Here is a 15036-nt window from a genome sequence, read left to right as displayed (position 1 = left end):
ACAGGAAGGAGTGAAAATCATGGCATATGTCAGCGTACCGAAAGATTTAACGAAGGTAAAAAATAAAGTAGCATTTAACCTGACCAAAAGACAGCTGATCTGTATCGGTATAGGTGCTGCAATGGGAATTCCAAGCTATTTCCTCTTGCGAAATGTGATGGGAAACAGTAATGCAGCAACGGTCATGGTGCTTTTAATGTTACCGGCATTTTTATTTGCCATGTACGAAAAAGACGGGATGCATCTTGAAGATGTTCTGATGCACATGATCAGGGTGAAGTTTCTTCGTTCACCCGTTAGAAAATATGAAACTGAAAACTATTATGAGACAGATCCGGAACAGATCAGACAGTCTCCGGATACAGGAAAACCGAAAGGAGGAAAAACGGTTGCGAAAAAAGAAAAATAAGAAAACTGTCACAGATACCGGATACAAAAAAGTAGACAGAAAAGAGAAAAAGAAAAAAGAAAAGCAGGAGGAAAAACGCAGGCAGAAAAAACTGTCCGTCCAGCAGTCGATCGCTTATAAGGAAATGGGAAGAGATGGAATCTGCAGGGTACAGGGAAAAACGTATTCTAAGTGTATCCGCTTTTATGACATCAACTACCAGCTGGCTCAGAATGAAGATAAAAATGCAATCTTTGAAAACTGGTGTGACTTCCTCAATTACTTTGACAGCAGCATCCATTTTCAGCTGAGCTTTATCAACCATAAGAGCAGCATGAAGGAGTTTGAGCAGGTCATCCGGATCCGACCACAGGAGGATGCTTTTGATGATGTCCGTATGGAATACGCAAAGATGTTGAAACAGCAGCTGGCAAAAGGAAACAACGGTCTGGTGAAGTCAAAATATATCACCTTTTCCATCGAAGCGGATAATATCCGGGAAGCAAAGCCAAAGCTGGAACGTATTGAATCAGATATCCTGAACAACTTCAAGATCCTTGGAGTTCCGGCATATCCGCTGAATGGCGTGGAACGTCTGCAGATACTGTATGAGACTTTCAATCCGGATGTCATGACAGACTTCCAGTTTGATTATGGTTCCATGATCCGGACAGGACTCAATACAAAGGATTATGTGGCACCGACCAGTTTTGTATTCCGAGACAGAAATACGTTCCAGATGGGAAATACTATCGGGGCTGTCTCTTATCTGCAGATCCTGGCACCGGAGCTTACGGATAAGATGCTGGCAGAATTTCTGGATATCGATAAGAACCTGATCGTCAACCTGCATGTCCAGTCTGTGGATCAGATGAAGGCAATCAAGCTGGTAAAAAGCAAAGTGACGGATATCAACCGTATGAAAATCGAAGAACAGAAAAAAGCAGTCCGGGCCGGATACGATATGGATATCATTCCATCGGATTTGAACACGTATGGCGGAGAAGCTAAGCGTCTGTTAGAAGACCTGCAGTCACGAAATGAGCGTATGTTCCTTGTAACAGCGCTCTTTTTAAATACAGCAAAGACCAAACAGGCACTGGACAATGCCATCTTCCAGACTGCCGGAATTGCACAGAAATACAACTGTGTACTGAAACGTCTGGACTATCAGCAGGAAGAAGGACTGATGAGCAGTGTTCCGCTGGGAGTCAATCATATCCCCATCAAACGTGCACTGACCACGACCAGCACTGCTATCTTCGTACCGTTTACCACTCAGGAACTTTTTATGGCAGGAGAATCCCTGTATTACGGATTAAATGCACTCAGCAACAACATGATTATGGTGGATCGTAAAAAGCTGAAAAACCCGAATGGACTAATCCTTGGTACACCTGGATCCGGTAAATCCTTTGCTGCAAAAAGAGAAATCACCAACGCTTTCTTTGTCACGAAGGATGACATTATCATCGGAGATCCGGAGGGTGAGTATTATCCACTGGTCCATGCACTTGGCGGACAGGTCGTACACATTTCACCGACCAGTAAGGATTATATCAATCCGATGGATATCAATATGGATTATTCCGATGATGACAATCCACTTGGTGTAAAATCCGATTTCGTCCTGTCCTTATGTGAGCTGATCATGGGAAGCAGGGATGGCATTGAAGCGGAAGAAAAATCCGTGATCGATCGTTGTCTTCCACTGGTGTATCAGAAGTACTTTGCAGATCCAAAACCGGAAAATATGCCGGTCCTCGGTGATCTGTATGACTGCCTTAGAAAACAGAAAGAACCACAGGCCCAGAGGATTGCAACAGCACTGGAAATCTATGTAAATGGATCACTGAAAGTGTTCAATCATAGAACCAACGTGGAACTGAATAACCGTATTGTCTGCTTTGACATTAAGGAACTTGGAAAGCAGCTGAAGAAAATCGGAATGCTCATCGTCCAGGATCAGGTATGGAACAGAGTTACGATCAACCGTGGCATCAAATCTACCAGGTACTATATCGATGAATTCCACCTTCTGCTCAAAGAAGAACAGACAGCAGCTTATTCCGTAGAAATCTGGAAGAGATTCAGAAAATGGGGAGGCGTACCGACTGGAATCACACAGAATATCAAAGATCTTCTTGCCAGCAGGGAAATTGAAAATATCTTTGAGAACAGTGATTTTATCCTGATGCTGAACCAGGCGGCAGGTGACAGACAGATCCTCGCAAAACAGCTGAATATTTCCCCATATCAGTTGTCCTATGTGACGAATTCCGGGGAAGGAGAAGGACTTCTTTTCTATGGAACAACAATTATTCCATTTAAGGACAAGTTCGATAAGAGCTTGAAGCTGTACAGTTTGATGACTACAAAACCGGAAGAAGTTGAAAAACGAGAGAAAGAAATGGAGGCGGAAAAGCATGAAGGAAATCGATAAGATCCGAATCAGGCAGTGGAACCAGGATAATCCTTACATTCAGATGAAAAATCTGGAAAATGCGCAGCCTGGATACCGTGTTCATACAGTTAATGACGATCATCATCTGTATGAACTTCCGCTGGAAACACAGAATATTATCCTTGACTGGGTATTCTGGAATTTCTATCCGGCACAAAAGATCTACCCACATCTTACCAGTGATGATCTGAAAGAAGTTTTGTATAAACGAACCCAGATCCATCTGTACAATAACCAGTTCAAGGAAGCCATGCTGATCAATAGATTCTGGCCAAGAGATCCGAGTGAGCTGAACTGGGTATTTCATATTCAGGCAAGCTCTCCGGCAATCAGGACACAGGCAGATGGTTATCCTGGTATCCCGATTATAGGACGCCAGGAACTGAATGAGTACAGAAAGAAAAGTTGTGCCAGGAGGTGATGACCTATAGCTGGAAAAGAATTTAAAGGCAAAGATAAAAAGGTCGCAAAGATGACCAGGGATGGTCTGACAGAAGAAAATCTTCGTGATGGTAGTGTAAAAGATATCAGTCACAGGAGTCGAGGACGACCGGAAAATAAGGAAGAATTTGTTCCTGAACGGGAACGGAAAAAGGCTGAGAATGAAGATTCAAAATCAGGAAAAGGAAAACGACTGCAGATGGAAAAGATCCGGAAATCTTCTGTCCGGCAGGAAGCTGTTGAGGATACAGTTGAAGTTACACCGGAAGAAAAAGTATCCGGATATCAAAAGAAACTGCATCGTTATGAAAAAATCCCGGATGATGATAATAATCTGAACAGCCAAAAGAAATCCATTCGGAAGAAGCAGCTGCAAAAACAGATGACCAAAGAACAGGCAAAAGCCGGAAGATTATCTTTTGATGATGAAGGAAATCAAATGGTGAAAGGTGCTGGCATGAAACCGGGAGGGACAGCCGGGAAATACATTGCTACACAAGCTGTTATATCTGGCATGAAAGCAGTCACTTCCGAAGAGGAAGAAACAGATGAAAATGCAGGTGTGGAAAGTGCCAGACTTGCAGAGCGTGAAACAGAAGCTGCGTTACGTGGCCTACGTCATGCTCAGATCCGCAGCAAACGAACGGATGTGAAAACCCATCGCAGAGGTTATCGTGAGGCTACTGTAGAAAAGAAACTGAAATTTGGTTCTGCAGAAAGTATGGAAGGAGTCAAACATGCAGAATCGGTAAAGAACGCTGAGCAAAAGAGACATTTCTATAACCGCTTCTTTCAGAAAAAACGATATAAGGATGCATACCGGGCAGCCAGAGCCGGAAAATCCGCTGGCAGTCTAGGTGGAGCGACAACCATTACCGGTGTCGAGAACATGACGGTGAAAGCAAAGATTGCCTTGAAAGAGATTATAAAGCGTAATCGTGCCATGTTCGCAGGCATCGGTATTTTTGCGCTTCTTTTTCTTGTCATAGCAGTATCTCTGGGGAGCTGCAGTGCCTCTATTGAGGGTGCTGGATCTGTGATCGGTATTACAACGTATCCAAGTTCAGACGAGGATATCTATGCTGCCGAAAACAGATATGCCGCTTTGGAAAGTGCCTTGAATCAGCAGATCAATGAGATGGAACGAAGACATCCAAATTATGACGAGTATCAGTACAACATTGCTGAGATTGGTCATAATCCATACCATCTTATCTCGTATCTTACCGCAAAATATGGGGACTGGACGTACTCAGATGTTGAAAATGAACTGCAAGCTCTTTTTGAAGCACAATATCATCTGAATACTGAAGGTCGAACAGAAACGGTGACAGAAACCAGAAATGTTCGAGTCGGAGAATCATTGGGACAGGTAGTGACCAGTGGATATTGTAATTGTCGAATCTGTTGTGGTGTATGGTCAGGCGGACCAACTGCCAGTGGTGCATATCCAACTGCAAACCATACCATTGCTGTAGATGCTTCCAATCCATTTGTGCCAATCGGAACGAAGGTAGTAATGAATGGTGTGGAATACACGGTTGAAGATACCGGAGCTTTTGCACGATATGGTGTGCAGTTTGACGTTTACTATGACAACCATGCTGCCGCTTCTGCTCATGGACACCAGACCTGGGAAGCCTATATCGCAGATGACAATGGCAGTCAGGAAGTAACGGTTACCAGTACAAGCACTAAGAAGATTCTATATGTGACACTGACAAATGGAAGCTTTGATGCTTTGGCAAGAGCCAATCTGAATGCGGAGCAGCTGATCATCTATAATGCATTAAATACGACCTATGGAAACAGAAATTATCTGTGGGATGTAAACAATGTGGCCAGTGGATCAGGCGGTAATGGAATGAGCTATGAGATTCCACCGGAAGCACTGCAGGATGAAGAATTTGCCCGGATGATCCGGGAAGCAGAAAAATATCTGGGAGTACCTTATGTATGGGGTGGTTACTCTCCGTCCGGATTTGACTGCTCAGGTTTCGTATCTTATGTCATTAACCACTGTGGTAATGGCTGGAACTATGGACGATTGACCGCAGATGGATTAAGAGGCGTATGTACTTATGTATCACCGCAAGAAGCAAAACCAGGAGATCTGATCTTCTTCCAGGGAACGTATAATACATCCGGTGCAAGCCATGTGGGTATCTATGTCGGTAACAATATGATGATCCATTGCGGGGATCCGATCCATTACTCAAATATCAGCACATCCTACTGGCAGCAACATTTCATGTGCTTTGGAAGACTGCCATAAAGGGGTGAACGAAGGGAGGTGAAAGTTTGAATAAAAAGATTAAAAAATATCTGGATGAGATTGCCAAGACAGAGAAAAAGATCGCGGATCTGCAGCAATATCTTAGGGGTGTCCAGGCTGCATTAAAGCAGGAAGAGGACAATGAGATGATCAGGTGCATCCGTGGTATGAAGATGGAGAATGATCAGTTATATGATCTTTTGGATGGTATCCAGAGTGGAAAAGTTAAATTTCAGGTAAGCAGGGAGTCTGACGATGAAGGTTCAGGCTCCTTTGTATTCACAGAAGAAAATAAGGAGGAATATCAGAATGGTGAAATGGAAGAAAATGAATAAGAAAATGGCAGGACTGCTGTTAGGAGTCATGATGCTTTTTACTGCATCAACCACAGCATTTGCCTATGTGGATGAATCAGCAGAGGCATCCAAAGTAGAGACAACTCAGACAGATCAATCAACAGACAAAGAAGAGAAAAAGGATGAGGCGGCAAGTACAAATGAGGCGTTGCCAGAAGATGGAACAGACCAGGGAACTGCATTTACGACACCTGGCAATGGTGAAGTCAAGGATGACATTACCGATGATTCCACAAAGGAATTTCTTACGGTTACAACGAAGAATAACAACACTTTCTATATCGTGATCGACCGTAGTGCCACATCACAGAATGTCTATATGTTATCCCAGATTGATGAGAATGATCTGTCCGAATTTCTGGATAAAGACAGCACTGCTACTGTCGTAACACCACAGCCAGATAAATCAAAGGTAGTGCTGGATGAAACAAATAATGAGGATGTAGACAAGGAAGCTACCATTGATCCGGAGAAAACAGCATCTGCAAAAACCAATATGGGTGCAATGGCAACAATCCTGATTTTGGCTCTCAGCGGTGTGGCAGCTTACTACTACTTCAAGATCTATAAACCTAAAAAAGAGGAAGATGAGGATGATCAGCCGGAAGGTTTGGAAACAGGTGGACTGGAAGAAGTTCCGGATGAGGAAGAGTCTGAAGACGAAGATTTTGAAGAAAATGAAAAATAAATAAACTTTTTTAGCGGAGGGGGCTGTAAAACATGCTCTCTCCGTTTCGTTATATGAAGGAGGTAATACATCATGTATTTAGTAATTGCAGAAAAACCAAGTGTATCAAGAGCAATCGCAGAAGTGATTGGAGCACAGGAACGAGAAGACGGATATTTACAAGGAACCGACTGTATGGTCAGCTGGTGCTTCGGACATCTGGCCGAATATGTTTCACCGGATGCTTACGATGAGAAATTTAACCAGTGGAGATATGAAGATCTCCCGATCATCCCGAAAGACTGGAAAGTTACAGTCTCAGAAGATAAGAAAGATCAGTTCTATATCTTAAAAAGACTGCTCAACAGTCCGGAAATTGAATATGTCGTAAATGCCTGTGATGCCGGACGTGAAGGAGAATTAATCTTCAAACATGTCTATGACTTATCCGGAAGTAAAAAGCCGGTGAAACGATTATGGATTAGTTCTTTGGAAGATTCAGCAATCCTTGATGGAATGCAGCATCTGAGATCCGCAGAGGAATACCGGCATCTGGCCGAAGCTGCTGTATGCCGTTCTCAGGCTGACTGGCTGGTAGGAATGAATGCAACCAGAGCTTACACCACAAAGTACTTCAAAAAGCTGACCGTTGGAAGGGTTCAGACACCGACACTTGCCATGTTGGTGGAACGTGCCGGACAGATCAGCAATTTCCAGAAAGAAAAGTATTTCAATGTAGAACTGGATTGTGACGGAATTCCGGCAGTAAAACCAAAGATCTTTGATCCAGATGAGGCGGAACAGTTAAGAAGCAGATGCCAGGGAAGTGAAGCTAGTATCACTGCAGTAAAAGAAACGGAAAAGAAAGTAAAAGCACCAAAGCTTTATGATCTGACCACATTGCAGAGAGAGGCAAACCGTATCTATGGAATGACAGCAAAACAGACACTGGATACCTCCCAGAGCCTGTACGAAAAGAAGCTGATCACTTATCCAAGAACGGACAGCCAGTATCTGACCGAAGATATGGAGCAGACTGCTAGAAATGTGGTTCGTCAGATTTATGAGAAATATCAGCTGACAGGTCCTTTTGATCAGACGGAGCAGCCAAATGTGAAGAAAGTCATGAATAACAGCAAAGTGACAGATCACCATGCAATCATTCCAACGCTGGAGCTTGCATCCTGCCATCTGGATGAATTGAAATCCTGGGAAGAAAAGATTCTGTTCCTGATTGCAGTCCATACGGTCATGGCAATGAGTAAAGATCACATTTACCAAGAAACAGAGATTGAGGTGGAATGCCAGGAAGAAATCTTCAAGGCAAAAGGAAAAACCGTGCTGCAGGATGGATGGAAACTCTTTGAAAACTGCTTCAAGAATAAGGATAGCCTGGCAATCACAGATCCGGATCAGGAAATGAAAGACCAAATCCCGAAAGTAACCAAAGGACAGACTTTCTATGCTGTAGATGCAGAAAAGACAGAGCATTTTACATCGCCACCAAAACCATACAGTGAAGATACTCTCCTTGCGGCAATGGAAACTGCTGGAAATAAGGAATTCGATGAAGATACGGAAAAGAAAGGATTAGGAACTCCGGCAACAAGAGCCGGTATCATCGAAAAACTGATCTATTCCCAGTATGCCACCCGAAAAGGAAAACAGATCCTTCCAACAGATGATGGAAAAGTCCTTGTTGAGATTCTGCCAGACTTCCTGAAATCTGCAGGTATGACTGCAGAATGGGAAAACCAGCTGCTTTTGATGGAGCATGGAGAGATTGCACCGGAACAGTTTATGACTGGGATCAAAAACATGCTTACCATGATGCTGAATGGATGTGATGCGATTTCCGAAGAAGAAACAAGAAGATTTCAGACCAGAGAAAGCATTGGAACCTGTCCGGTATGTGGAAGCCTGGTATATGAAAGCAAAACCAACTTCTATTGCAGCGACCATGATTGTCACTTTGCTCTCTGGAAAGATAACCGCTATCTGCAGAGCATGGAAAAAAACATGGATAAAAAGATGGCCGCAGAACTTCTGAAAAACGGAAGTGTGCATGTAAAAGACCTGTATTCCAGAAAGAAAAATATGTACTTTGAGGCAGATCTCCATATGGATACAGATGAAACCGGAAAGGTGAATTTTTCTTTATCCTTTCCCAAAAAGAAACCAAAAAACAAAAGCAAAAAGAAATAAGAAAACAGATTAGAGGAGGAAACGAAGAATGAATTTTAATGAATTTGTAAATGAAGTAAAGGACAATATCAAACTCTTTTTACCAAAGGATTATGAGAATGCAGAAGTATCAACGATGGAGTGTCAGAAACTGAACCGTGTCTATACGGGACTGATGGTGAGAAAAGAAGGTGAGATGCTTACCCCGACGATCAATCTTAACCAGCTGTATGAAGCATATAAAGCACAGCCTGGTGTAACAATGGAAACTGTATGCAGAAAGATTGCAGATATAGTTATTGAGGCACCGATACAGGTTGATCTGAAAGCTATTTTTAATTATGAAGATGTGAAGGACAAGCTGTTTATCCGTGTATCATCAGCCGAAGCAAATAAGGAAGTCCTCGAAAATGCGCCACACCAGCTGAAGGAAGATCTCGCAATCACCTATCATGTGGCAGTAGGCAAGGATCAGGATGGATTAAGTTCCATGTTTATCAAAAATGATCTGCTTGAACAGTATGGAATCTCTGTAGAACAGCTTCATGAAGATGCTATGAAAAGTTCACCGCGTGTCATGGCCCCGGAGGTATCAAGTATAGGTGCATTGATAGATGAAATGTACCAGAAAAATATTCTCATGCTGACACCGGATGAACGTGAAATGCTGCAGGAAACATTGCAGGAATCAAGCGAGATGCCGACATTCTTTGTTGTTACGAATACAGAAAGAATTGATGGAGCCGGTGTGATCTTTTATCCGGAATTCATGGATAACATGGGGGAACTTCTGGGAAATGATTTCTTCATTTTGCCATCATCCATCCATGAAATGCTGGTCTTGCCAGATGACGGGCAAGTGGATGCAGAAATGTTAAGAGATATGGTAAAAGAAGTCAATGCCACTCAGGTAGCACCAGCAGAACGCCTTACCAATGATGTATATCACTTTGATACAAAGGATCATGTCTTTGAAAAAGCTGACAGATTCACAGAACGTCAGAAAGAAAAAGAAGCACAGGCTGCAAAAACAGAGAAAACAGGAAAAGAACAGCCAGATCAGAAACCGAAAACAAAGAAACATGATATGGAACTTTAATACCAAGCATGAAAACCGTTAAATGAGCAAACGCCCTGCGGCATAAAGAAATGTCGTGGGGCATTTTTGAAAAGGAGAAGATTATGACGAAAGAAAACATTAAAACAAATACAAGCTTAAGATACAGCCAGTATCAAAAAAGATTATTACACACATTTTCGTTTGAAAAAATGAAGAAGCAAATTGAGATGTTACATGATCAGGAATTTATTATAAATGTGCCGATTGGAGGTGTTGTTGATGGCAGATAAATTAGAGCAGGTAGCAATTCGTATGGTGGAGCAGCCGCCACTTTATAGTAAAGAACCAATGAACAATCCGGATGCCGCCATTCGTGTTATGAATGAATTTCTTTCTCAGATGGATCGCGAACTCTTTTGTATTGTTAATCTACAGGCAGATTTAACACCAATCAATATGAATATCGTATCTGTAGGTTCATTGAATGAAGCATTGATTAATCCAAGAGAAATATTTAAGAGTGCAATTCTTTCTAATGCTCATTCAATGATGCTCATTCATAATCATCCGTCGGGAAATCTGACCCCATCTACATCGGATATCCAGACTACAGCAAGAATGCAGGAATTAGGTGAATTGATGGGGATTTCCTTGGTTGATCACATCATTACAGGACGGGATGGAAATTACTATTCCTTTCGAGATAAAGGAGAATTTCCAGATAGCAGGAACCGTTTTTCAACTCGTGTTGAAGACATTGATTTAACTAAAGGAATGGTGACAGAAGCCATCGCACCCTATGAAGAAGTAACAGATACAAAAGAAAAAGATAACGTAAGAGATATTCCAACGGTGCAGACAGCAACAATTCCATTACCGGTTCAGGGAAAAGATATGGACAGCATTATGCAGTCACTGGAATCCGGTGTGGAAGAACTTTTTACAAGTAACCGCTATCAGGAATTTCTTAAAACCATGGCAAAGTTTCACAATTATTCCTTTAATAATACAATGCTGATTGCTATGCAGCGACCGGATGCCACACTTGTTACCAGTTACAAAAACTGGCAGTCCATGGGTAGACAGGTCATGAAAGGCGAAAAAGGAATTACGATCATCGCACCAGCACCATATAAGAAAATGAAGGAAAAAGAGGTCCTGGATGAAAATCAGCGACCAATCATGGGAACCGATGGAAAACCTAAGACTGAAAAAGTGGAAGTTACGGTTCCACATTTTAAAGCAGTTACCGTCTTTGATATTGCTCAGACATCCGGGGAACCAATCCAGACACTGACACCGGAATTATTGACTGCAGCTGTGCAGGATTTTGATTCTTTCATGCAGGCTATTCAGAAAATATCCCCAGTGCCGATACGATTCGATGAGATCGATGGCAATGCCAATGGATATTATCACAATGCAGATAAGGAAATTGTGATCAAAAAAGGACTCAGTGAAAGCCAGACCTTAAAGACTGCTATTCATGAAACAGCCCATGCAAAATTGCATGACAGGGAAATCATGGAAAGCCTTGGTGTAGAAAAAGACCGATTGACAAAAGAGGTCGAGGCTGAATCCGTTGCTTACTGTGTGTGCTCTTCCTTTGGTTTGGATACATCGGATTATAGTTTTCCTTACATTGCAGGTTGGAGTAGCAGCCGGGAAATGAAGGAAATGAAAGCATCTATGGATGTGATCCGCAAGACAGCCGGTGAAATGATCGATCAGCTTACAGAAGAACTTGAAATCATTCTTGAAGAAAAACAGAAAACAGAATTACATGAAAAATACGGAATTCTGGTAGATGCACTGGAAGCAGCCGGATACCGCTATGACTATCGGGAAAGCGAACCGGGACATATTGTACTGGCACCGGATGGGACACATGAAATTGCTGGGTATTTGCAGTTTGAATCATGGGGAGATATCAAAGACTGGCTGGAAGATACGATTGCAGAAGGGACGGATGTTTCGGAAAGAGTTGATCGGGCTATGTACCCATTTAAGTATGATTATACCCTAGAGGAAGAAATGTTCAGAGGTAATGGTGACCGCTATGCGATTTACCACGTGGATGAAGGCACACCGGGAAAACAACATTTATTTATGAATATGGCAATGGTCAAAGAAGATGGCATTACAATCGATGCAGCAAATTATAAATGTGTCTATTCCGGCAGATTACATGAAAATGAAAAGCTGGATGATTTGTATGCCGTATTTAACGATAATCCACCGGCAGATTATAAAGCACATTCTATGTCGGTCAGTGATGTTATCATTACAAACCGTGGTGGGGATATGCAGGCATATTACGTGGATCGATTTGGATTTGCAGAACTTCCAGACTTTGCAGCACAAAGAGAAAAAATACTCGATATTGTCCCGGAAATAGAAAATGTGGATTATGAAAATGATCTTACATGTATCAGCTTTTATGCGGCTGAATGTGCTGAATTTCCTGTAATGGGTGAAGTACATTATGACCTGACATTACCGGAAGCCTTGGAAGCTTATGAGAAAATCCCATCAGAACGTATACATGGACTGAAATGTGTTGGCTTTGATCTGAAAGACGGAAGTGATTATGAAGGAATGCAGAGTCTGATGATCGAAGGAAAAATACAGAAAGAATTTTTGAATTCGATTCCTGGATTTAGAGAAAATTCTTATGTGCAAAATGCAATCCGTCGTGTGGAAAAGTACTTGGAAGAAAGACATCCAAATGTGGAAAATCCACTGAAATCCAATAAGAAAGTGGATAACGAAAAAAATATAAGCGAAGAAAAAAACGAGAAGGAGCTGAATATACAGATGAAACCAATACCGAAAAAGAAAAGGGGGGAAATGAGCCTATGAGAAATGTAAACTTGGAAGAAAACGAACTGACTATTACTGCTATCTTCCAGCAGCACACAAAGGAAGAAACAATCCAAACACTGAAAGAAGCTTTGGAAGTTTTGGAACAGGAAGAAAGTGATCCTGAGAATGATGAAATGATTGAGATCATCAATTCTACAGTTGGAAAATTACAGCAGATCGAAGACAAATACTACTATTCTCTGGACCTGAATTATTATCTGAATAACTTGGAGGACGATGCCTATGAAGCTTAATCAATTTGCAGTCTACCGAGTAGATCAGCAGACAGCAGGAAAAGCACTGTGGCATCTGCCATATCAAGAAGCAAGACAGCAGAATGTGTCGATTACTGTCGAAAATTACCGAGTAATCTCGATTCATGAAATGCAGGAAGAAGAAAAAGTCGCTGACATCTGGAAACGAATGAAAAAGCAATGCGAAGTCAGTGACGTACTTGTACTGAACAGGGATGGAGAAATCAACTGCTACTATGTAGATGAGAACTATCCACAGTATCTGGCCGGATTCATTCGTATCAATACATCGGGCGCACTGATCACTATGGAGACTGAGAATTATCAAATTGACGGAAAAAAAGGGAACTGGATTGCAACAGACACCATCATCATCGACGGGAAACAGTTTTATCTGATGGAGCATCAAGTATACCGGGATCAGGCTCAAGGTGTTATCCTGGATGCCTATGGGAAAATGGTTGTCGAAGAATGTAAGAAATTCGACGAAAAAACAAAACAAAAGATCCATAATTACATTCAACAGCAGGCACCGCTAAATTCAGTCGAACAGTTAAAACAAGATGGTCAAATCCGTCTGGAACATTACCAGAAGTTCTACCAGAACGGCACTTATGAACGGAGCAGAGAATCCGGTACCGAAGCTAATTATGATATGGTGGATGGTTTGGTGAATAATCAGAAGAGGAATCAGGAAAAGACCTTTGATGCTCGCAGCAACAAACAGACTTCCCGAAATGAACAGGATAATAAACCTAAGAAACGAAGATCTGTGATCAAGCGACTCCATCAGAAACAGATTGCTATTGCTCGCCGGTCCGGAAAGCCGATACCCAAATACCTGGATCAGGAAATGGAAAGAAAGCGGGGGTAGAATATGCGAAGGTTAAAGTGTGAAAAAGAAACGATTATTCTGACCAATGAAGATGACGGATTCTATGATGTGTATACCTTCAATCAGAGTTTGCAGAAACGGTTACGGACCTTTGCTGAGAAGTATCCGGATGATTGCTGGTTGAAAGGATCTGCGGAGGATGGAAGTGAAACGTATATGATCAGAAAGGGACGGTTGTCTTTAAAACTGGTACCACCATATAGCACTTCAAGAAAAATGCAGGCAAAGGATATCAGCAAGATGAAAGAACTATCATAGGATGCGATTTAAGAGAAAAATGTCATGTGTAGACATGGAAAAATGAAAGCAAAATACGTTAGTTGATAAAGTGTATAGGCTCAAAAGGGAAAGTGCCCTTTTGGGCCTTATTTTGTGTTATTCCTCAAAAATGGGAATTATAAAGATTTAATTTTTTATTATGGATGTATATTGCAAAAGCTTATTTTGCTATACTGACAATATCAACAGAAGCCGGAGAGAGGAGCTGATCGTGGTGTAAGATAAAATTCCCATCCTGATAGGTAACTGCATAGATAAAGTTATCTATCAGGATTTTTTGAGTTATAATATCATTTTTTAACAACATGTATTTGACAGATTTCCTCGTAGAAAGTATCATAAATATATGCAACAACTGAATATCGTGGACTGTCCAGCTATATTTTTTTACTTGAATAGTCTTGCGTACAAGAGTATATAATCAATAAATAAATGTCTAATAAATCTTCTGGTCTACGGGTACAATATAAGTATCATAGACTAGAAGAGAGGTGCATATACTTGTGCATAGAAGAGTATATTCCGTTGAGAATAGCGGAATTATGCCAGAAGCGAGGATATACAAAGTATAGATTAGCTCAGCTTACAGGAATAACGCAGACTGCTCTTGGAAATATATTAAATCAGAAAAGTATGCCAACAATGGCTAACCTGGAAAGAATCTGTGATGCTTTTGAAGTTACAATCGCACAATTTTTTTCAGAGGATGGAAGAAGATTGAATCTGACAGATGAGCAAAAAGAAATACTTGATATTTGGGATAGCATGGAAGAAAAAGAAAGAGAAATTTTTATGACGTTTATCCGTAGCATGAAGAAGTGAATGGACAGTTCAGCGAATATTGTGAACTGTCTTTTTTTATTGCAAAAATACGCATAGAAAAATTGACAGAAAATTTCGGGGGGGGG

The 15036-nt window shown here is 41.5% G+C and carries 14 protein-coding genes; all 14 read left to right on the top strand.

Annotation, left to right across the window (positions count from 1 at the left end; genetic code table 11):
- The first annotated feature begins 19 nt into the window (after nucleotides 1-19).
- The 14 genes from GPK88_RS10490 (at nucleotide 20) to GPK88_RS19145 (ending at nucleotide 14950) form a co-directional block, all read left to right on the top strand.
- Nucleotides 20-409, top strand: a complete 390-nt coding sequence (locus tag GPK88_RS10490) for a PrgI family protein (protein WP_055163308.1) — start codon at nucleotides 20-22, stop codon at nucleotides 407-409.
- A complete protein-coding gene (locus GPK88_RS10485) occupies nucleotides 324-2831 on the top strand; it encodes a VirB4-like conjugal transfer ATPase, CD1110 family (protein ID WP_252197748.1) in 2508 nt (835 codons plus the stop codon). Before GPK88_RS10490 ends, GPK88_RS10485 begins: the two co-directional genes overlap by 86 nt.
- A complete protein-coding gene (locus GPK88_RS10480; protein ID WP_005423581.1) occupies nucleotides 2815-3273 on the top strand; it encodes a hypothetical protein in 459 nt (152 codons plus the stop codon). Before GPK88_RS10485 ends, GPK88_RS10480 begins: the two co-directional genes overlap by 17 nt.
- Before the next feature lie 51 nt (nucleotides 3274-3324).
- A complete protein-coding gene (locus GPK88_RS10475; protein ID WP_215707770.1) occupies nucleotides 3325-5568 on the top strand; it encodes a C40 family peptidase in 2244 nt (747 codons plus the stop codon).
- A gap of 26 nt (nucleotides 5569-5594) precedes the next feature.
- Nucleotides 5595-5903, top strand: a complete 309-nt coding sequence (locus GPK88_RS10470) for a DUF4315 family protein (protein ID WP_044925244.1) — start codon at nucleotides 5595-5597, stop codon at nucleotides 5901-5903.
- Nucleotides 5878-6612 carry a CD1107 family mobile element protein gene (locus tag GPK88_RS10465; protein ID WP_215707769.1) on the top strand — a complete coding sequence of 245 codons (735 nt, stop codon included), beginning with the start codon at nucleotides 5878-5880 and terminating at the stop codon, nucleotides 6610-6612. Before GPK88_RS10470 ends, GPK88_RS10465 begins: the two co-directional genes overlap by 26 nt.
- Before the next feature lie 72 nt (nucleotides 6613-6684).
- Nucleotides 6685-8796: a DNA topoisomerase 3 gene (locus GPK88_RS10460; RefSeq protein ID WP_215707768.1), complete on the top strand. Its 2112-nt coding sequence runs from the start codon at nucleotides 6685-6687 to the stop codon at nucleotides 8794-8796.
- A gap of 28 nt (nucleotides 8797-8824) precedes the next feature.
- Nucleotides 8825-9874 (top strand): DUF5688 family protein, encoded by a 1050-nt coding sequence (locus GPK88_RS10455; RefSeq protein ID WP_215707767.1) that lies wholly within the window; start codon nucleotides 8825-8827, stop codon nucleotides 9872-9874.
- An 83-nt stretch (nucleotides 9875-9957) separates the two neighbouring features.
- Nucleotides 9958-10125 carry a hypothetical protein gene (locus tag GPK88_RS10450; RefSeq protein ID WP_173690221.1) on the top strand — a complete coding sequence of 56 codons (168 nt, stop codon included), beginning with the start codon at nucleotides 9958-9960 and terminating at the stop codon, nucleotides 10123-10125.
- The gene (locus GPK88_RS10445) at nucleotides 10115-12697 is read left to right on the top strand and encodes a JAB domain-containing protein (RefSeq protein ID WP_215707766.1); all 2583 of its coding nucleotides are present in this window, start codon (nucleotides 10115-10117) and stop codon (nucleotides 12695-12697) included. Before GPK88_RS10450 ends, GPK88_RS10445 begins: the two co-directional genes overlap by 11 nt.
- Nucleotides 12694-12954 (top strand): transposon-transfer assisting family protein, encoded by a 261-nt coding sequence (locus GPK88_RS10440; RefSeq protein ID WP_005423594.1) that lies wholly within the window; start codon nucleotides 12694-12696, stop codon nucleotides 12952-12954. Before GPK88_RS10445 ends, GPK88_RS10440 begins: the two co-directional genes overlap by 4 nt.
- Nucleotides 12944-13828, top strand: coding sequence for a DUF4316 domain-containing protein (locus tag GPK88_RS10435; RefSeq protein WP_215707765.1), 885 nt, complete (start codon nucleotides 12944-12946; stop codon nucleotides 13826-13828). Before GPK88_RS10440 ends, GPK88_RS10435 begins: the two co-directional genes overlap by 11 nt.
- Before the next feature lie 3 nt (nucleotides 13829-13831).
- Nucleotides 13832-14107 (top strand): hypothetical protein, encoded by a 276-nt coding sequence (locus tag GPK88_RS10430; protein ID WP_004843816.1) that lies wholly within the window; start codon nucleotides 13832-13834, stop codon nucleotides 14105-14107.
- Between the two features lie 453 nt (nucleotides 14108-14560).
- Entirely contained in the window at nucleotides 14561-14950 is a 390-nt protein-coding gene (locus tag GPK88_RS19145; RefSeq protein WP_215707764.1) for a helix-turn-helix domain-containing protein, read from the top strand.
- Nucleotides 14951-15036 lie beyond the last annotated feature (86 nt).

It is taken from the genome of Blautia sp. MCC269 (assembly GCF_018785655.1).
Lineage (GTDB): Bacteria > Bacillota > Clostridia > Lachnospirales > Lachnospiraceae > Blautia_A.
Note: the sequence above shows the minus strand (reverse complement) of the source record. Positions and strands in the feature narration are given on the sequence as shown.